The sequence below is a fragment of the Gayadomonas joobiniege G7 genome (assembly GCF_000300815.1).
Taxonomy (GTDB): domain Bacteria; phylum Pseudomonadota; class Gammaproteobacteria; order Enterobacterales; family Alteromonadaceae; genus Catenovulum; species Catenovulum joobiniege.
Genome location: NZ_AMRX01000008.1, coordinates 548,558 through 567,608 on the forward strand (window position 1 = coordinate 548,558; position 19,051 = coordinate 567,608).

The window sequence follows — 19,051 nt, forward strand, 5'->3', positions numbered from 1 at the left end:
ACATAATCTGTTTGTTTTGCATGTGAATTATGTTTTAATCTTGTGTATTCATTATGTAACGAGATTAAATTATGCGGTTAACAGGACTTAGTGTTCGCGTATTTGGCGTTTTTTTCTTTTTTATCACTGGTGTGCTATATGCCAAATCAGCGCATCAAGCCATTGATTTTAACTTTAACTGGCGCTTTATTCAGCAAAATATAGAAGGTGCTCAGCAGCGAAATTTTGATGACAGCCACTGGCAAACTGTTCGCCTGCCGCACGACTGGAGTATTCTGTCGCCTTATAGCCAAACCAATACGGCGGGCGCAACTGGCTATTTGCCTGGTGGTGAGGGCTGGTATCGCAAAGCCTTTAATACCCCAAAGCTCAACGGTAAACCAGCCGCTAAAGTTCAAATTTTGTTTGATGGTATTTATAACCACAGCCAAATTTGGCTCAACGGTTATAAATTAGCTGAGCGGCCTTCAGGTTACGCACCATTTTATCTAGATTTAACACCTTATCTAACTCAAGATGGTAGCCAAAATCAGCTTGCCATTTATGTAGACCGCACTCGTTATGTTGATTCACGTTGGTATACAGGCTCTGGTATTTATCGCAATGTTAAATTGTTGGTAAATAATAAAATTCATATGCCAGTTTGGTCGACACGTATCACAACGGTTGACGCTAACCCGAAAAGCAGTCAGATCAGGCTTGAGCAAGCTGTAGTTAACGACAGTGATCTAACGCAAGCGGTCAAATTTGAAACGACTATTTTAGACGCTCAAGGTCAAACACTGGCGACTAAAAACACGGTTGTTGATATTGTTGCTGGCGATGAGAGGGTGGTCGAGCAAGACTTTAACTTGAACAAAGCTAAACTTTGGTCGCCAGCTGAGCCAAATTTGTATTGGCTGCAAACCAAGATATATAACAAAGGGCAGTTAGTCGATAGCAAAAAAACGCGCTTTGGTATTCGTACCTTTGTGAATGATCCGACCAAAGGGTTTTTTATTAACGGTCAGGCGCTAAAAATAAAAGGGGTTAATTTACACCATGATGCGGGTTTAGTTGGCGCAGCTGTTCCTGATGACGTATGGCGTCGACGTTTGCTCAAGTTAAAAGAAGCTGGGGTCAATACCATTCGTACCGCGCATAATCCAGCGTCTAAAGCCTTTTTAAACTTGTGTGATGAAATAGGGTTTTTAGTTCAGGAAGAGATTTTTGACGAGTGGGACAATCCAAAAGATAAACGCAAAAACTTTAACCAGCAGGGCGCTGTGGACTATATCACACAAAGTTATAACATAGATTTTGCGCAGTGGGCAGAGCAAGATTTAAAAAACACGGTACGCCGAGATCTCAATCATGCATCTATCTTTCAGTGGAGCATAGGCAACGAAATCGAGTGGACTTATAATCGTTATACTAGCGCGGCAGGCTATTGGGATAAAAACAACAAGGTAAATTATTATTGGGACGCGCCGCCTTATACACCCGAGCAAAGCAAACAGGTTTTTGCTGAGCAAGCCATTAAAGGCCCTCAGTTAGCCAATACGGCAAAGCGTTTGGCGGCTTGGGTAAAAGAAGTAGATAAAAGCCGACCTGTGACCGCCAACTTAGTGATACCTTCGGTCAGTCACCATAGTGGATACACAGATGCGCTTGATGTTATTGGCTATAGTTACCGACAATCAGTATACGAATATGGCCGCCAACATTATCCCGAAAAAATGATTTTAGGCACAGAGAACTGGGTGCAATGGCATGAGTGGAAAGCTGTGCTGGATAAACCTTATATTGCCGGAATTATGCTGTGGACCGGTATCAGTTATTTAGGTGAATCAAATGGTGATTGGCCAAAAAAAGGGTCATCTTCAGGCATGTTGGATTTTGCTGGCTTTGAACGCCCAAGCTTCCATATGATCAAAAGTTTATGGGATGAGCAGCCGCACCTGTATATGGCCACGCAAACATTGACCGACTCTTTATACAAGTTAGAGCAAAACCAGCTGGTAGAAAAAGAGCCAGGACAGTGGAAAAAACGCAAATGGGGATGGCATGCGTTAAACCCTCATTGGAATTATCAGCCAGGACTAGACACTGTAGTTGAAGTTTATACCAACCAAGCGGCAGTCGAGTTATTTTTAAATGGCCAATCAATGGGCATACAGCAGTTAAGCGAGCAGCCTGATCGTATCTTAAAATGGCATCTTCCTTTTGCTGCGGGTCGATTAACTGCCAAAGTGGTTAATTCTGAGCAAAGCGTTAGTTTGCAAACAGCCTCGGAACCGGTTGCGGTAAAACTGACCGCGGATACAAAAACCTTGAATAATAACCACTATGATGTTGCCCATATCACAGCACAGCTTATTGATATAAATGGCCAGCCGGTCAGGCATAAAGACACAGAAATAGAGTTTTTGGTGAATGATCAATTAAGGTTCTTAGGTACTGACAATGGTGCTGTGGACAATATTCAGTCGCATCAAAGCAGCAGCATAAAAACGCACCAAGGTAAAGCCTTGCTGCTGGTGCAAAGCCAAAACCAAACTGGAAGTTTTAATATTGCGGTTAAACTTAAAAACAAAATAGTTGATAAGATACAAATTGATGTTGTAAAGTAAAATTAATGTATACATATGATGTTTATCTGATGTAATATTCGCTTTAATCAGTCAATAAGGTAGCGATATGCGTTTACACACAAGTTTAAGTTTTTTCTTGTGCGGGCTATATGTGGCTAATGTAACAGCCGCACAAGTGCTGAAGCCAAATGGGTTTGCACAAGGGCAACCGCGTTTGCAGATGCTGTATGATAAATCAGACGAATTTAACCAAGCAGAACTTAACTTAAATAAATGGGTGAGCGCGCCTAAAGACTTGGTGATTGGTGCATGGACGTTTGTTCCTGAAAATACATTTATACGTGATGGTAAATTGCAGATTAGCGTCACTCAGCAAACGCACACGAGGTGGTTTAACGACAGTTGCTGGGACGGCAAAGCGGGTGGTTCGGCAAAAAAAGTGGCGCGTGAGCTGTATTATAAATCTGGCGCACTTAAGTCTAAAAGCGATACAGTGTATGGTTTTTACGAAGCTAAAATTAAAGGGGTTAAACTATTTCCTGGCCTTAGCCCTGCATTTTGGTTGTACAGTGATGGGCATCCGTACTCAGATCGCGATCAGGCGGGCTCCGTTGATTACAGCGAAATTGACGTTGTAGAGTTGCAACAAGCTGACTGGCATGGCCCTGGAGTCGATGATGCCGACCCAATTAACGTGACTGACCATAATTTACACGCACGCATTGTTGCAGAGAATGGCCAAACTTATTGGCGGCGGCCAAAACCTTATCCTGATGAGCAATTATTGCAATACCAAACGCCGTTTGATCCATCTAAAGGCTTTCACACTTATGCAGTAGAAAATCGTCAAGACAGAATTTTTTGGTATGTCGATGGCAAACTCATTGGCTCTAAAAAGAATTTATATTGGCATCGACCTATGCATGTGATTTTTTCCATGGGTTTAAGGCGACAACTGATCAAATACAATGCAGCTTGTCAACGCGCCGATCCCAACCCAGCCACAGTGACGCAAAAAGGCTTTCCAGACGATGCGACCATGGCCGTTGATTATGTACGAAGCTGGCAGATTTTACCGTCCATCTGGCTGGCAAATGCAGATCAAATTCGAACGATGGAGCAGAGCACAACTCAGCCTTTGGTATTGGACGTACATTATCATGCTGGCAGTAACCATTCTATAACGGCCGGAAACTATGGTGGTTTGCGGGTCAATTTATTAGAAAAAGGGCCAGACGGTTATAAAAAGGTGGTTAGCTCTAAAACGATGAGCAGTGTTTTGTCAGAGGATAAAAAATTTGGTGGGCAACTCACCGTGAGCATCCCGACAGCCACTTTAATGCCAAGTGAGCAACTAAAGCCGGGGCATGACTATTATATTACTGCGGTTTTTAAGTCATCTAACGGTAAAAATATCTACTTGAATCAGTCGGTTGGGCCGATTAAGATTGTTAAATAAAACAAATTAATTTGGTAAATTGTTTTTGCGCCAGCGCAAAGGTGGGCAGCCATATTTTTGTTTAAAACAACGACTAAAGTACTGGCTGTTCGAAAATCCCAGATCGTAGGCCAGGTCAGTGACCGACAGGCCAGGCTTGTCGACTAACAGCCGCGCGGCGTGCTCTAACCGGCAGTGCATTAAATATAATATTGGGCTGCTATTACTCAGCTGCTGACAATAATTTGAAAAAGCCGAACGCGCCATTTGGCAATGTTCAGCCATTAAATCAAGCGTCCATTCAAAACCTGCAATTTTATAATTATTTTTTAATTCATCTAAAAATATCTCTACGCTTCGAGCCTTTGAGGTTAAGTGGTCTTCTAAGGCGATATTTTTACTGCGCAATAACTGTAATAAATTTAGCAATAATTGATTTAATTGAATTTGCAACTGAGAGATCTCACGTTCGACCTCAGTGGTAACGATAGAAGCTTGTAAGCGTTTAAATACATTTAAAATATCATTGTTTGCTTGCCAAACAGGGGTTTCATTACGACGTAACAAATCTTCTAATTCTTGTTTATCGACCTCGGTTAAAATACACCAGCTTGGCCACTGCCAACTCTGGTTAGGACTACGTACACCTACGTCAATAATAATCCAATGTAAGCGACCGCTGCTTAAATTAGGATCGCCAACCTGATGAAGTTGCCAAGGTCTGGTAATGGTAAGGGTTTTTGAAGGCACTTGGTACGTATCCCCATCGACACGTAACACATTGGTACCGTTTTCTTGGAAACAGATTTCAATGCCCTCGTTTCTGTGGGGGGATATGCCCCAGTCTTGCTCACCGACCACATGCATAAAACCCATACTGCTAATGCCCGAAAGTTGCGTTTCGCTCAGTTCGCGACCTGGATAGTTGCCATGCGTTAATGCGTGCATCTCTATTTTATGATCTTTAACCGCTGACATCTGGGGTAGGCAATTGTCAATTTCAAAGCGTAAATGATCAGACTTGTAAACAGGTTTTTGCATAACGAACCAGGTATAAATTTATAAAATCTACCGCATTGTAAATAATACAAGTATTAAATCAATCTCATCCGGAAAATAAATTTTGCAAAAATCCATAAAAATTAATGTCAACTTTTTACATTGTTACAATATTTATATAAGGCATTAAGTACAAATCAGAGAGAATATTAATGAAACCTATGGGATTTAAATTTAAGTCGATGACTTTGGCTTTAGTCAGCACTCAATTGTTTGTGCAAGCAAATCTAAACGCAGCTGAACCTATCAAGATTTCAGTGAATGCCAATATGAAACATATTGTTGGTGGTGTAGCCGAGCTAGATCGCAGTAAATTTATCACCTTGCATAGTTTTATTGGTGATACAAATTGGGGCAACAGTGATGCTAAAAAAGGCTTGTCAAAAGAGGATGCAGCCCTGCGAGATCAATTTTTAAATCAATATGACGTTTATTTGGGCAGAGACAATGGTGCATTTCCTTGGCATTTAGCTCGGTTAAAAAAGTCAGCTAAAAACGGTGAGATCTCAGTATCGCATGTTGAAAAATTTGGTCAGCAAGATAAACAAAACTATGCCCAATTTTATCAAGCCGATCCAACGGCCGTGTCTGCGCTAGAAAAACGCACAGTCAATATGATGCGAGGCGGCCAACCTGTAATGTATCCGCATTTAGAGTATCAATTTCCCTGTACTGTAAAAAAATGTAGCCAATATAATACTTGGATCAAAGGGTTTGATGAATTAGCCAAATTTTATGCTGACAATTTGACCTTTTCTTACGGTCAGGGCGGCACAACCGGAGAGCCTAAACCTGCCTACATTGAAGTGATGAATGAGCCTATTTTATTTGCTGCAAAGCACAGAGCAACGGCTCAATCTATCTCTGAGTTGCATGTAAAAGTCGCCAGAGAAATCAAAAAGTCGCACCCAGAGATTAAAGTTGGTGGCTATACGGCCGCTTGGCCCGGCATAGAAGAGCGAGATTTTGCAACCTTTGATGAGCGTTGGAAAGTATTTATTGATACGGCCGGCAAGGATATGGATTTTTATTCAATTCATATTTACGACAGTTACCGCGGCAACAAAGAAGCCTATCGCGCAGGTGCGAACGCAGAAGCTATTCTGGATATGTTAGACCAATACAGTTTAATTGCGACTGGCGAAAGAAAACCTTGGGTGATCTCTGAATACGGCTATTTTACGCCAAATCCAATTGAGCGAGCCGAAATTAAAGAGGTTGGATATTCAAGAAAACTAGACTGGTTAAATATCCGCTCTTTTTCATCAATGATGATGGGGTTTTTGGAGCGCCCCGATCAAATTGCAGTGTCTATGCCGTTCCATATCAACAAAGCGCTTTGGTATAACAGCCAAAACGGCGGCGTGGATGCAAATGGCAAACGATACAGCACTCGTTTATTTGTAATGGAGGAAGAGCTATCCGGCAAAAAATACGTAAAAGAAAAAGCGGATTCAAAATGGGTGTTTTCAGATATTTTAAAGTGGTATCAATTATGGTCGGATGTCAAAGGCACTCGTGTTGATAGTTTTGCCAACCAAATAGACATGCAAGTTGATGCTTATGTTGATGGCAATAAACTTTATTTAATTGCCAATAACATGGAGCTAAGCGAGCAAGGTTTAGCCTTGGATGTGCAAGGGCTTTTTAATAACCAACTAATTCAAGTAAGCAGTAAACACCTGTATTGGCATCCACAGCAACAGCGTGCTGTTTTAGAAAATGAACGATTAGCCACATCGGCTAAAGTTTTCCCGATTGCCGCTGAAGCCACCCGTATTTTTACCTTTGAATTTGCCAATGAGATAAAAATTGATCAGCATTTAAATGAGCACAAATATTATGCCAGCGATGAAAATAGCTTTCGCCAACCGATTAAAGCCGATACGCCGATAGAATTTGAAGTGAACCAAGTAAACAAAGGTAAACAGGGCGAAGCCATTTTAAGATTAGGGCTGGGCCGTAAACATCATTTGAGTTTAACGCCACAAGTTACATTTAATGGCGTTGAGTTGGATGTCCCGTCCGATGTGCGCGGTCATTATGAAAATAAAGCGCGCAAAGACTTTTTTGGTATTTTAGAGATCCCTGTGCCATTTTCGGCGATTAAAAAAGACAACCGCATAGAAGTTGTTTTTGCAGATTCGGGCGGTACAGCAACCACCGCAGTATTGCAGGTTTTTAATATGTCTAAAGCGATAAAACGTCCTCAGTAACTCTCTTTTAGCCGCGTGTTTGTTATAAATGCGCGGAGTTTAATTTTTATAATATTTACCACCTGTAAAATACTGCAAGTTCTTAATGCCTTCGGCTGATATCATTCGTTTTAACTTTTAGTTTTTATATTGTAACTATTATTAAACAAGGGTCGATATGCTGAGTGTGCAATTAAACGAGCCTAAGCAGTTTAGCCAAATGCAACAACCTATGCCTAAACGTCAACAAGGTGAGGTGTTAGTTAAAGTATTAGCCTGCGGGGTTTGTGGTTCCGACTTACATGCAATGGCTGGTAAACAGCCATTTTTTAACTTTCCGCGTCGTTTAGGACACGAGCTTTGCGTTGAGGTGCTTAGCGCAGACGAACAATCATCCTTCAATCCAGATGAGCGGTGCGTTGTTGAACCTTATTTTTTTTGTCGGCAATGCACTGCTTGTCGTGCCGGTAAAACCAATTGCTGCACGCGTTTACAGGTATTGGGGATCCATTTTGATGGTGGTCATTGTCAATTTATGACGCTGCCTGAGCAATATCTGCATAAAGCAGCGCAACTCTCGGTTGAGCAGGCTGCTTTAGTTGAGCCTTTAGCAATAGGTTTACATGCCGTGAATCGTGGCAATATTCAAGCCGGCGAAAAGGTCATAGTTATTGGCTTAGGCACCATAGGTCTGGCTGCGGCTTTATTTGCTAAAGCGGCGGGCGCTAATCTTTTGCTGGTTGATGTGAGCGAAAAAAGAGTGGCATTTGCTGAGCAACAGATGCGCTTAGGACAGGCAATAGTCGCAAAAGATCAACTCGCTAAACAAGTTGCCGAAATTTTTCCGCAGGGCGCAGACAAAGTGATAGATGCGACCGGTAATGCGCAGTCAATGAATGCAGCGTTTGAGCTGTTAGGATTTTCAGCTACTTTGGTTTATGTTGGCTTGCACAGTGGTGATGTGCGTTTAGATATCGGCAAATTTATTCAAAAAGATATCACTTTAGCGGCAAGCAGAGCGGCATTAAGCAGCGAGTTTAAACAGGTGATACAAGCGATCACCGATGGCCAAATTGATCCACTCGCGATGATCACCAAAAAACTAGATTTTTATCAAATCGATCAGAGCTTGCCTAAATTATTAGAAGATCCCGAGCTCATCAAAGCACTCATTGAATATTAAGTGACAGCAAATATGAAAATTACCCGGTTAGAACCTATTATTTTACACGCCCCCGTTACCCGCGGAGGTATCGCCGATAGCACCCACTCGATTACTCATTGGGGGGCACCTGGGGTGGCTATTCATACTGACTGCGGTCATGTTGGTTATGGTTTTTCTGGCACCCATGCGCACCTACCAACCGACCGTTTGATTGTGGATTGCATTACCCAAAGTTATGGTCCGTTATTATTGGGTGAAGACGCGCTGGCCACCCGAGCATTGTGGCAAAAGTTGTATCGTCATAGCGAAATTTATTGGGTTGGGCGCTCAGGCATTACGCATTTAGCGCTGGGCGCAATTGATATTGCACTGTGGGATCTTAAATGCAAAAAACTCGGTGTCCCTTTATGGCATTTGTTAGGCGCATCCGGCCAAGAAAATGTGCAAGCGTACAACACTGACGGCGGCTGGTTAAACTGGAGTCAGCAGCAACTGGTTGCCGACTGCAAACGCATGGTAGAAGAGCATGGCTATAAAGCGGTAAAAATTAAAGTGGGGGGCGACAGTGGCCGTGAAGATCTGCGTAGAGTCGAAGCAGTTCGTCATGCATTAGGCGATGATATTCAAATTATGACAGATGCTAATGGCCGTTGGTCGGTGCCAGAAGCCATTCGCTACGCCAAGCAACTCGAACAATTTGATATCAGTTGGATTGAAGAGCCGTTGCGTTTTGATGACATTAAAGGTCATCGCCGTTTAGCAAACAGTATAAGCACGCCGATAGCCTTAGGTGAACAACTTTATTTAACCGAACAGTTTAGAGATTTTATCCAAGCGGACGCGGTAGATTTTGTTCAACCAGATATTGTTCGTTTGGCCGGCATTACCGAATGGTGGACAGTGGCCGAACTGGCGTATGCGAATAATATTCCAGTGGTGCCGCATGTTGGCGACATGGCGCAGGTTCATCAACATTTGTGTTTTGCTCACCCTGCATGCTCTTTGCTGGAGTATATTCCATGGCTCAACAATTGGATGGAGCATCCAGTGCAGGTTAAAGACGGCTACTTTGTTGCTCCGCAAGCACCAGGTGCAGGCATGCAACCCAGTGAATTGGCATTAGATACCATCAATAAACTATAAGCTTATGAAAAAAATATTATTAATCACTGTATTCTTTTTAAATGCCTGCCAAGTGATGGCATTTTCGCCGTACGAAAATCGGTTGCATTTTGCTGATGTTCAGCGCATTGGTTTAGTTGCTTTAGCTAAACCCGAGCAGTTAGAGCAACTTAAAAATCTCACTCAAATAACGCCTGAAGAGCAGATAAAATTGTCAGCTAAAGGCATCACCAATCTGCTGATATCCACTCAAACAGTGAATGAAAAAGTTTTTGTTTTTGCATATTTTGAAAGCAAAAACAAAGCGATCTCGGGTTGGGACGTTCGCTTTTCGCAAGCAATACCAAAATTAGCAGATTTAAGCCAAACACTGATTGCCCATCCAAGAGCAAAAAAAACGGCTGTGTGGCTGCGAATGGAATGGATGAATTTAATTGCCAGCCGAGAAGTGTTTCCGGTTGACGGCCAAAAAGTTAAAACCATGGCATTAATGAGCGGTTTAAAACCGACAAAAGAACTAACCTATCGCCAACTTCACCAAAGCAATTGGCCAGCCGTGGTAGACACCATGGTTAAATCTAATTACCGCAACTGGACCAGTTTTTTAATCGAATTAGATCAAGCTTTATATCTATTTACCTATGCCGAGTATATAGGTAACGACATGCAAAAAGACAATCAAATCATGGCTGCCGATCCGGTCACTCAACGCTGGTGGCAACACACCGAAGATTGCTTAATTAACTTGCATGGGCAGGGCAATTGGTCGGGCATGGAGAGCATAATGGAGGCGCAGCCATGAGATTAAATAACAAGGTTATTTTTTTAACTGGTGGTGCGCACGGCATTGGTTGGGCGTGTGCAAAAGCCTATATAAACGAAGGTGCAAATTTGGTTATTGCCGATATCAATGCAACGCAAGCTGAGTGTAAGCTGGCGGACTATAAGGGCCCTCACTTATCTATTCAATGTGATGTTCGCTGTGATCAGTCAGTCGCTGCAGCGATTGCAAAAACGGTAAAAGAGTTTGGCCGAATTGATGTGATCCACAATAACGCAGGCATAGGGGCGCCAACCAAAAGTATTGATAAAACGTCATTAGAAGAGTGGGAGCAGGTGCAAAATACCAATTTAAAGAGTGTATTTTTAACCGCGCGACACGGTATTGCAGCCCTTAAAAAAAGCCGCGGCTGTATTTTAAATACCTCTAGTATGGCCGGAGTGATAGGCCAAGCTGATCATGCTGCATACGCAGCAACTAAAGGCGGCATTAATGCGCTCACCAAATCTATGGCATTAGATTTTGCAGCTTTTGGTATTCGGGTTAATGCAATTTGTCCCGCGGGCGCGTGGACGCCTATGTTACGCGAATGGGTGAATGAGCAAGCAGAGCCACAGCAAATGCAAAACTATTTAAATAATATTCATGCCCTTGGTTATTGTCCTGAAGGAGACGTTATTGCGTCGTCTGCACTGTATTTAATCTCTGACGATGCGCGTTTTGTCACTGGACATATTATGCACGTGTCTGGCGGTGCCGAATTGGGTTATCGCCATTTGCCGCCTGCGAGCGGCATGCCAACAAAAGGGGAATAAAATGACTCAGAGTTTTAACCCTTTGCTACTCAATAATCAATTAGCGCTGATAACCGGTGGGTCAACCGGAATTGGTTTTGCCATTGCCAAAGCTTTTGTCGCGGTGGGTTGTCAGGTGTGTATCACTGGCCGCCGTGAGGCGTTACTTAAACAAGCGCAACAGCAACTGGGTGATCGTGCCACTTATTATTGTGCCGATGTAAATAATGATGACGATCGACAGAGCATGGTTTTGCATGCAGAGCGTACTTTTAATCGCAACATTAGTATTTTAGTGAACAACGCTGGGCAAAATATTAAACAAGCGGCCGTGGATGTGCCGTTAGACAGCTTTAACGAAGTGTTAAATACTCATTTAACTTCGGCGTTTGCATTGGCTCAGTTGGTCGCGCCTAAGATGCTGCATAACAACGCGGGCAACATTATATTTTTAGCTTCAATGGTCTCATTTATCGGCGTTCCTAACGTGATTGCTTATAGCGCCGCAAAAGCGGGTGTATTGGGGCTTACTCGAGGATTAGCGGCAGAGTGGTCTGCTCAAAATGTTCGGGTAAACGCCATTGCACCGGGCTGGATACACACGCCAATGACAGACAAAGCGTTTGCCGACGATCGACAGCGAAAGCAAAAAGTACTTTCACGCACGCCAATGCAAACCATGGGTGAGCCGGATGATATTGCGCAAATGGCCGTGTATTTATGCTCTCCTGCAAGCAAATTTGTGACTGGACAAATTATGCGTGTGGATGGTGGTGCCGAGATTGGTTTTTAAGCGGAGTCTAATATGAATATCCATTGGTTTGATGCAGCGATCATTGTTTTTTACCTACTCGCTATTACAGGGTTAGGACTCTACAGCGGACGCCGTTCGGGTGAGTCCAGTGCGCGCTATTTTCTGGCGGGTCGAGCCTTGCGCTGGCCTATGATAGGGCTGGCACTATTTGCGACCAATATATCTACCGTTCACCTGATTGGATTAGCAGCGTCGGGTTACGATCATGGCATGGTGGTGGGCAACTTTGAGTGGCTAGCGCCGTTTTTATTGATTGTTTTGGGTTTGGTGTTTGCGCCTTTTTATTTTCGCAGCAAGATCTCAACATTGCCAGAGTATGTTGAAGGTCGCTATGGGCCGGGCGCGCGCACTGTGCTTGCGATAATGGGGGTGATTGGCGCGCTCTTTATTCACATTGGCGTTACCTTATATGCTGGCGCGGTTGTTTTTCAGAGCTTTGTAAACATCGACATTGTTTGGTCTATTTTAATTATTTCAGTATTAACTTTGCTTTATACCGCCTTGGGTGGGTTGAAAGCTGTTGTTGTTACTGAAGCAGTGCAAACCATTACCCTATTGCTGGGATCGGCTGCAGTTGCCTACTTTGCATTTGTCGCATTAGGCGAGCAGGGCATTAATTCGCTTGAAAAACTGACTGCAGCGGCTAAACCAGAGCAATTGAGCATGTTGCGTACTGAAGGTGAGTACACTTGGTATGCAATGCTGTTAGGTTATCCAATTTTAGGTATTTGGTATTGGTGTAGCGATCAAACGATAGTGCAGCGAGTTTTGGCGGCTAAAACCGAACGAGATGCCCAATTAGGGCCTATTTTTGCGGGCTTTATTAAAATTCTCCCTGTGTTGTTTATGGTATTGCCGGGCATCGCTGCTTATGTGCTATTTGCTTCTAGTATCGGCGACAACAAAGACGCCACCTTAGTGGTATTAATTCAAGAGTTACTACCGATTGGTTTACAAGGCGTTGTGGTTGCCGGTTTATTGGCGGCGCTAATGAGCACAGTTGCTGGTGCGCTGAATTCGACAGCAACCTTGGTCAGCATAGATATTGTTAAAAGGATAAATCCTCAAACACCAGACCGAGCGCTTGTTTTATATGGTCGCATTACCGTGGCTGTGGTTTTGCTATTAGCCATTTTATGGTCGATGCAGGGCGAGCGTTTTGGTGGCATTTTTGAAGGCATTAATCAAATGATCGCTGTGTTAGCACCACCGATCAGCGCCGTTTTTATTTGGGGGATTTTTTGGCCGCGGGGCACTAGCCAGGCTGCTTTAGCGACCTTAATTATTGGTTTTTTGGCGGGCGCTGTGGTGTTTTGCATGGATTTTCCAGCCGTATCCAGTTGGTTTGTTGGTGTCAATGAACAGGGTGAGTCTATCCGATATTTTACTCAAGTGTTAGGCATTCCATTTATGCTGCAAGCTTGGTGGCTGTTTGTTTTAAGCAGTGCGATTTTAGTGGTCGTGAGCTTGCTAACCCCTGCGCCAGATCGCTCAACAGTGGCCCAGTATTGCTGGCAGAGCCCGCTATTGGTGCTAACAGAAAAGCCACTTAGGTCAGTTTTTGACCCACGAACTTTGTCACTGCTGTTAATCCTAGTCATGTTAGTTTGTTACAGCTTTTTTATCTGATTTGAATACGAGAATTGATGTTATGCTAAAACAGTTAGTTAAACCCTTGGCGCTCGCGTTAAGCCTCACATTTTTGGCTGCGCAGTCAGCTTCGGCGGATGAAAGCTTTAAACCAGACTGGCAATCTCTAAAAGGCGTAAATGCCATTCCGGATTGGTTTAAAGATGCAAAATTTGGCATTTATACGCATTGGGGGCCTACCTCAACTGCCAACATTGGTTTAGAGTGGCCGGCCGGTTGGTATGGGTTAGATTTGTACATGGATAAGCAGTATGACTGGAAAACTGGTAAAATTAGAGCTTATCCTGTAGCTGGACAACCCGGAAAAACCCAAAGCCGACCTTCATATGTGTTTAAAAAACATAGTGAAATGCACGGACATCCCAGCCAATTTGGCTATAAAGACATTATAAAAAGTTTTAAACCGAACAAATTTGATGCCGAAGCGTGGGCGCAACTCTTTAAACAGTCGGGCGCTAAGTTTGCAGGGCCCGTTGCAATCCACCACGACAATTTTGCAATGTGGGACAGCCAAGTTACGCGCTGGAATGTAAAAGATTTTACTGGCATAGATGTCACTGGCGAGTTAAAAAAAGCCATTGAAAAAAGAGATATGAAGTTTATTACCTCATTTCATCATGCTTTTACCTGGGTTTATTACGCCAACGCTTATAAATTTGATGCAACGGCCGAAACGGCCGATTTATACACGGATGAGCACGCACTGACAGACTTTACACCAAACAAAAAGTTTCATGATCGCTGGTTAGCCAAATTGAAAGAGGTGATTGATAACTACAAACCGGACGTGATTTGGTTTGACTGGTGGGTTGAAGAGTTAGACGAAGAATACCGCAAAGAATTTGTTGCTTATTATTACAATCAAGCCAAAAAATGGGGTAAAGAGGTGGTGATTAACTATAAAAACACCTCGTTCCCGAGCCATGTTGGCGTACTTGATTATGAGCGCGGACGTCCAAATAAAACCAAGTCTCCGTACTGGATGACAGATACTTCACCAGGTGCTTGGTACTATAGTCAAAACGCCAAGTTTGTTGAACCCAATGAGTTGGTTGATATTTTAATTGATATCGTCGCGAAAAACGGTTTGATGTTGCTGAATGTGCCGCCTGATCCAGATGGCTCTATCCCAACTGAAATGCAGCAGCTTTTAACCAAAATGGGCGACTGGTTAAAAGTGAACGGAGAAGGTATTTACGGCTCGCGTCCATGGACAGTTTTTGGCGAAGGGCCCACGAGAATTCGCCGTGGCGGCCACAAAATAGAAAAACAAAAGATTAAATACACAGCAAAAGACATACGTTTCACCCAAAAAGGGGAAGATACTCTGTATGCTTTTGTGATGGATGCGCCAACCAGCGATATATTTATCGAAACACTGGCCAGCAGATTCACGGTGTTAACCTCTAAAATCAGCAAAATTGAGTTGTTGGGCAGCGATCAACCTGTGCAATGGAGGCTCAACGATAAAGGTTTAACCATAAAAGCCCCCAAATCAGTGCCCAACACTATGGCGTTAACTTATAAAATTAGCCTATATGATGAAGAAGAAGTCGGCATTGGCGGCGAAGATCCAGGCAATGCCGTGGATGGTGAGTAAATGCCCTATAAAAGAGTAGGTTCGCACCGCCGCAGGCGTTGCGAACAAGTGTATACGCCGCCGCACCTGCACTATTGGCAAACCCAGCTAAAATGCAGCTGCTTTTACTACAACTGAATACTACGCCGTTTTTAAATTATATGGCGAGACGTGAAGTCTGCTTTGAGCTTGCCTAGTTTGCCACAGGTCATGAAGCGATAGGTGAAACTGATTAAAGCAATAAAAGCTATCACAAACAAAGCCCATTGAGTTAGGCCCTGCTGTGCATACTAAAAAAAGTTGCAAAAAACGACTCATTTGGCTTAAATTAAAATCAAATCAACGCGCAAACCACAAAGGAAAAGACTGGAGCATGCAAATAATAGGGACTCAAGCGTTTACCTCACTCGAGCTTAAAAAAGCAAATTCCCATAGTATATGTAGCATAAATCAAACCAGCCGCATCCAATTATACCGGTTGTGTCGTTTGCCCGTTCAACAAGAGGTTCATCCACACTTAGTGTGTATGAACACCAAAGCGTTAGCATCATCAAGGAGATACCGTGAAGTATGAATAATCTAAATGAGTTTCAAATAGAAAATGACGGAAATTTCGACCAAAATTTTGAAGATAACAGCGTTTCAGATGCTAAAGGAATTGAAGTCTATTTTAGGAACATTGAAAGTATTCTTCTTTCACATATCGAAAAGGCCGATGCTGTATTCGGTGCAGTAGCGTGGTTAACGAGTTACACAATTCTGGATGCGCTAGCAAAGAAAGATAATGTATCAATAATAGTTCAAAAAGAAGATTTCTTGAGGCCAGATGTTGGTTCTAGAACAGACTTTAAAGATACTTTGAGAAAGAAATATCGAAACTTGAAATGCGACCTCACTCGGTATTCATTTGGAAATATCTTGAGTTCAGTATCCGTTGCTAGTGATCCTTCCTTAGACCCAGTTCGGTGTGTTGGCAATCATAACAGAGATAAATCTCCGGCATTCCCTCGAATGCATAATAAATTTTTAATCTTTTCAAAAGTAGAACCCAGTTCGGATGATCATGGCATAGAAAAAGTGACACCGTATGGTGTTTGGACCGGCTCATTTAATCTTACAAAAAATGCGACTCTATCGTTAGAGAACGCGTTGTACATTAAAGATGAATTGATAGTGAAAGCATATTTCAGAGAGTATGGTCAAATAGCCGCCATGTCTGAAGAGTTGAACTGGAATTCTGACTGGGCGGCTCCTGAATGGCGAATTGGAACCTAAATGCTAATCGGGTAGCCGTGGGTATCTAGCCCTCAGCCCCCACAACACCCTGCATGCGGGTCCGCACAGGGCGTTTCATCTAACAAATTATCAGTTCGGAAAATGCACTTTGATCCATCCGTCTCTGAGTGAATATAATCCTTCAGATTTCAGATAACCCAAGCTCAAGGCTTGTTGAATCCCCGGTGTTTTTGAGCTGCGCCAAGGCCCTTCACTTGTGATCCCACAAGCAACGGCTGCTTGCACATGCACACCCCGTTTCATCAAGCTTCTCACTTTAGTTCTCGGTTTCCGCCATTGTCGCCAGTAACACATTCTGACCCTACGCCGTATCCAGTGGTCTAAATCAACACACTGCTGGTATGCATTTGCAATTCCATAGTAGTTAATCCATCCCCTTAGATATTGACTCAATTTAAACAATTGGTAGTGCATGCTCACGCCCCATTTACGGTTAGTTAAAATGCGCACTTGTCGTTTAAATTTATGCAGGTGCGTATTAACATCATGCCGATAACTCAATGGCATCGTTATTCGTGATGTGACCTCAGACAACGTGCAAACCGTTACGCAGTTATTGAGGCTGTTATGAAAACACGCTATTTACGACCAGCACTGACATTGCCACAAATTTACCTCTATCTAGATCCCATTGATTTTCGTAAACAAGCCCATGGTTTAGCTGTATTGGTAGAGCAAGAGTTGGGGCATAACCCATTTACCGGTGCCTTGTATGTCTTTTCTAATCGTCGGCGCAATAAAATCAAGTGCTTGATGTGGGAAGATAACGGTTTTGTGCTCTATTATAAAGCGCTGGCTGAAGAGAAATTTAAATGGCCAAAACCGTCTGATGACCTCATGGTATTGGATGGCGAGCAAATAAACTGGCTCTTAGATGGCTATGATATTAGCCTGCTAAAAGGCAATAAAAAGTTGCATTATGAGGCAATAAATTAGCGCTTTTTAGTGCCTGATTTGGTATCATAATGCCATGAAAAAGACAGGCAAAAATCAAGATAAAACAGTCACTCACAGCGGTTTAAATACGGCTGAGTTACTCGCTATGTTAGCGCAAAAAGAAGCGCAACTTGAGGCTGCCTGTCAACAACGCGATGCAGCTATCGCTGAGCGTGACAAATACAAAACACTGACCGATGACTTACTGCGGTTAGCTAAAATCAAACGCTTTGCGGCAAGCAGCGAAAAACACGTAGCGCAAATTAACTTGTTTGATGAAGCCGAGCTTGAAGCCGCCATTGATGACTTAAAAGCGCAAGTGCCCGCAGAAAAAACTTCACCGAAGACTGCTTCAGCAAGCCCCCGTAAAAAAACACGTAACAGAGGCTTCAGTGCAACGTTAAACCGCATCCGCCGAGAGCTTCGACTCAGTGACGAAGAAAAAGCCGGCGCAAGCAAAACTTTTTTCAGCAAAGTAAAAGAAGAATTAGAATATATCCCAGCACAACTGAATGTGATTGAGATATGGCAAGAAAAAGCCGTCTTCGAGACAGAATATGATATTGAGCGCATGGTCGCTGCAACACGCCCAGTACATCCATTGGGCAAATGCATTGCCACAACCTCATTACTGGCTCACATTATCACCTCAAAATACGCAGATGGATTACCTCTATATCGACTCAATAACATGTTAGCCCGCCTAGGCCATGAAATTGGCCGCAATACCATGGCAAATTGGGTTATCCGACTCGATGAAGTCTTTCAACCATTAATCACTTTGGCTCGTCAGCATCAAAACCAAGGGAACTACCTGCAAGCGGATGAAACCCGTATTCAAGTTATTAATGAAGCAGGCAAAAGTGTGCAAAGTGATAAATGGATGTGGGTTACACGCGGCGGCCCGCCAGACAAACCCACCGTTTTATTTGAATATGACCCATCTCGTGCAGGTGAAGTACCGGCTCGTTTATTAAATGGATTTAAAGGGGTCTTGCAAGTCGATGGTTATGCCGGTTACGCAAAAGTCTGCCGTGAAGAAAAATTACCACGTATTGGAGGTATGGACCATGCACGGCGTAAGTTTATTGAGGCGAGTCGTGCGGCTAAACCGAGCGCTAAAAAGCGTAAAAAAGGTCCCCCCTCTAAGGCAGATGTTGCCATTGGCTACATTCGAAAACTGTATGTTATCGAAAATAACATAGCGGACTTGAGCGCTGAAGAAAAATACCAGGCTCGGCAAACGTTAGCATTGCCTATTCTCAAGACACTTAAAAGTTGGTTAGAGCATAACCTGAGTAGGGTGTTAAAAGACTCTCTGACGCACAAGGCTATTTCTTATATGCTCAATCAATGGGATGAGCTGATTGGCTATTGTAACTATGGCTATGTAAACATCAGTAATGCCTTAGCAGAAAATGCCATTCGGCCATTCGCTGTCGGTCGGCGAAACTGGTTGTTTGCAGACTCAGCACGCGGTGCAAAGGCCAGCGCAACCTGCTACTCACCGATAGAAACGGCTAAAGCCAACGGAATTGAACCCTCAAGCTACATAAAATACGTACTTGAAAATATCGCTCAAGCAACCACAGCCGAAACATTAGAAGCACTATTGCCTTGGAATATGCCAAAATCAGCTTAAAGGGGTG

14 protein-coding genes and 1 pseudogene are annotated in these 19,051 nt (G+C 43.3%); 13 read left to right on the forward strand and 2 right to left on the reverse strand.

Going from position 1 to position 19,051, the window contains the following annotated elements:
* The first annotated feature begins 71 nt into the window (after window positions 1–71).
* Both C727_RS0116880 and C727_RS19215 read left to right on the forward strand, forming a co-directional pair.
* Window positions 72–2,612, forward strand: a complete 2,541-nt coding sequence (locus tag C727_RS0116880; protein WP_017446843.1) for a glycoside hydrolase family 2 TIM barrel-domain containing protein — start codon at window positions 72–74, stop codon at window positions 2,610–2,612.
* Window positions 2,613–2,724: 112 nt separating this feature from the next.
* Window positions 2,725–4,032, forward strand: coding sequence for a family 16 glycosylhydrolase (locus tag C727_RS19215; RefSeq protein ID WP_162131413.1), 1,308 nt, complete (start codon window positions 2,725–2,727; stop codon window positions 4,030–4,032).
* Between the two features lie 6 nt (window positions 4,033–4,038).
* On the opposite strand, the gene C727_RS0116890 is transcribed toward C727_RS19215, so the two are convergent.
* Complete coding sequence (locus C727_RS0116890; RefSeq protein WP_017446845.1) at window positions 4,039–5,052, reverse strand: helix-turn-helix domain-containing protein; 1,014 nt, start codon at window positions 5,050–5,052, stop codon at window positions 4,039–4,041.
* Between the two features lie 170 nt (window positions 5,053–5,222).
* Between C727_RS0116890 and C727_RS0116895 the strand changes: the two genes are divergently transcribed.
* From C727_RS0116895 to C727_RS0116935, 9 genes are all read left to right on the forward strand, one after another.
* The gene (locus C727_RS0116895; RefSeq protein WP_017446846.1) at window positions 5,223–7,286 is read left to right on the forward strand and encodes a hypothetical protein; all 2,064 of its coding nucleotides are present in this window, start codon (window positions 5,223–5,225) and stop codon (window positions 7,284–7,286) included.
* A gap of 157 nt (window positions 7,287–7,443) precedes the next feature.
* Window positions 7,444–8,448: an alcohol dehydrogenase catalytic domain-containing protein gene (locus tag C727_RS0116900; RefSeq protein ID WP_017446847.1), complete on the forward strand. Its 1,005-nt coding sequence runs from the start codon at window positions 7,444–7,446 to the stop codon at window positions 8,446–8,448.
* 12 nt (window positions 8,449–8,460) lie between these two features.
* Window positions 8,461–9,573, forward strand: a complete 1,113-nt coding sequence (locus C727_RS0116905) for a mandelate racemase/muconate lactonizing enzyme family protein (RefSeq protein ID WP_017446848.1) — start codon at window positions 8,461–8,463, stop codon at window positions 9,571–9,573.
* Window positions 9,574–9,577: 4 nt separating this feature from the next.
* Window positions 9,578–10,354: an L-rhamnose mutarotase gene (locus C727_RS19430; RefSeq protein ID WP_017446849.1), complete on the forward strand. Its 777-nt coding sequence runs from the start codon at window positions 9,578–9,580 to the stop codon at window positions 10,352–10,354.
* Window positions 10,351–11,148, forward strand: a complete 798-nt coding sequence (locus C727_RS0116915; protein ID WP_017446850.1) for an SDR family NAD(P)-dependent oxidoreductase — start codon at window positions 10,351–10,353, stop codon at window positions 11,146–11,148. Before C727_RS19430 ends, C727_RS0116915 begins: the two co-directional genes overlap by 4 nt.
* 1 nt (window position 11,149) lies before the next feature.
* Complete coding sequence (locus C727_RS0116920) at window positions 11,150–11,920, forward strand: SDR family NAD(P)-dependent oxidoreductase (RefSeq protein WP_017446851.1); 771 nt, start codon at window positions 11,150–11,152, stop codon at window positions 11,918–11,920.
* A 12-nt stretch (window positions 11,921–11,932) separates the two neighbouring features.
* Window positions 11,933–13,570 (forward strand): sodium:solute symporter, encoded by a 1,638-nt coding sequence (locus C727_RS0116925; RefSeq protein WP_017446852.1) that lies wholly within the window; start codon window positions 11,933–11,935, stop codon window positions 13,568–13,570.
* A 22-nt stretch (window positions 13,571–13,592) separates the two neighbouring features.
* Window positions 13,593–15,191, forward strand: coding sequence for an alpha-L-fucosidase (locus tag C727_RS0116930; protein ID WP_017446853.1), 1,599 nt, complete (start codon window positions 13,593–13,595; stop codon window positions 15,189–15,191).
* A 549-nt stretch (window positions 15,192–15,740) separates the two neighbouring features.
* A complete protein-coding gene (locus C727_RS0116935) occupies window positions 15,741–16,445 on the forward strand; it encodes a phospholipase D-like domain-containing protein (RefSeq protein ID WP_017446854.1) in 705 nt (234 codons plus the stop codon).
* A gap of 90 nt (window positions 16,446–16,535) precedes the next feature.
* Here C727_RS0116935 and C727_RS19440 read toward each other — a convergent pair.
* Window positions 16,536–16,937 (reverse strand): annotated as a pseudogene (locus C727_RS19440) (group II intron maturase-specific domain-containing protein); the annotation flags it as partial.
* Between the two features lie 96 nt (window positions 16,938–17,033).
* On the opposite strand from C727_RS19440, the gene tnpB reads away from it, so the two are divergent.
* On the forward strand, window positions 17,034–17,402 hold the full coding sequence (tnpB, locus tag C727_RS0116945; protein ID WP_017446856.1) for an IS66 family insertion sequence element accessory protein TnpB: 369 nt from the start codon (window positions 17,034–17,036) through the stop codon (window positions 17,400–17,402).
* Window positions 17,403–17,436: 34 nt separating this feature from the next.
* Window positions 17,437–19,044, forward strand: coding sequence for an IS66 family transposase (gene tnpC, locus C727_RS0116950; protein ID WP_017446857.1), 1,608 nt, complete (start codon window positions 17,437–17,439; stop codon window positions 19,042–19,044).
* Window positions 19,045–19,051: the final 7 nt, after the last annotated feature.

Bases quoted from the DNA above. Each gene is read 5' to 3' on its own strand.
- C727_RS0116880 (WP_017446843.1), top strand. From the start codon at position 72: ATGCGGTTAACAGGACTTAGTGTTCGCGTATTTGGCGTTTTTTTCTTT.
- C727_RS0116895 (WP_017446846.1), top strand. From the start codon at position 5,223: ATGAAACCTATGGGATTTAAATTTAAGTCGATGACTTTGGCTTTAGTC.
- C727_RS0116930 (WP_017446853.1), top strand. From the start codon at position 13,593: ATGCTAAAACAGTTAGTTAAACCCTTGGCGCTCGCGTTAAGCCTCACA.
- C727_RS0116900 (WP_017446847.1), top strand. From the start codon at position 7,444: ATGCTGAGTGTGCAATTAAACGAGCCTAAGCAGTTTAGCCAAATGCAA.
- tnpC (WP_017446857.1), top strand. From the start codon at position 17,437: ATGAAAAAGACAGGCAAAAATCAAGATAAAACAGTCACTCACAGCGGT.
- tnpB (WP_017446856.1), top strand. From the start codon at position 17,034: ATGAAAACACGCTATTTACGACCAGCACTGACATTGCCACAAATTTAC.
- C727_RS0116915 (WP_017446850.1), top strand. From the start codon at position 10,351: ATGAGATTAAATAACAAGGTTATTTTTTTAACTGGTGGTGCGCACGGC.
- C727_RS0116920 (WP_017446851.1), top strand. From the start codon at position 11,150: ATGACTCAGAGTTTTAACCCTTTGCTACTCAATAATCAATTAGCGCTG.
- C727_RS0116925 (WP_017446852.1), top strand. From the start codon at position 11,933: ATGAATATCCATTGGTTTGATGCAGCGATCATTGTTTTTTACCTACTC.
- C727_RS19430 (WP_017446849.1), top strand. From the start codon at position 9,578: ATGAAAAAAATATTATTAATCACTGTATTCTTTTTAAATGCCTGCCAA.
- C727_RS0116890 (WP_017446845.1), bottom strand. From the start codon at position 5,052: ATGCAAAAACCTGTTTACAAGTCTGATCATTTACGCTTTGAAATTGAC.
- C727_RS0116935 (WP_017446854.1), top strand. From the start codon at position 15,741: ATGAATAATCTAAATGAGTTTCAAATAGAAAATGACGGAAATTTCGAC.
- C727_RS0116905 (WP_017446848.1), top strand. From the start codon at position 8,461: ATGAAAATTACCCGGTTAGAACCTATTATTTTACACGCCCCCGTTACC.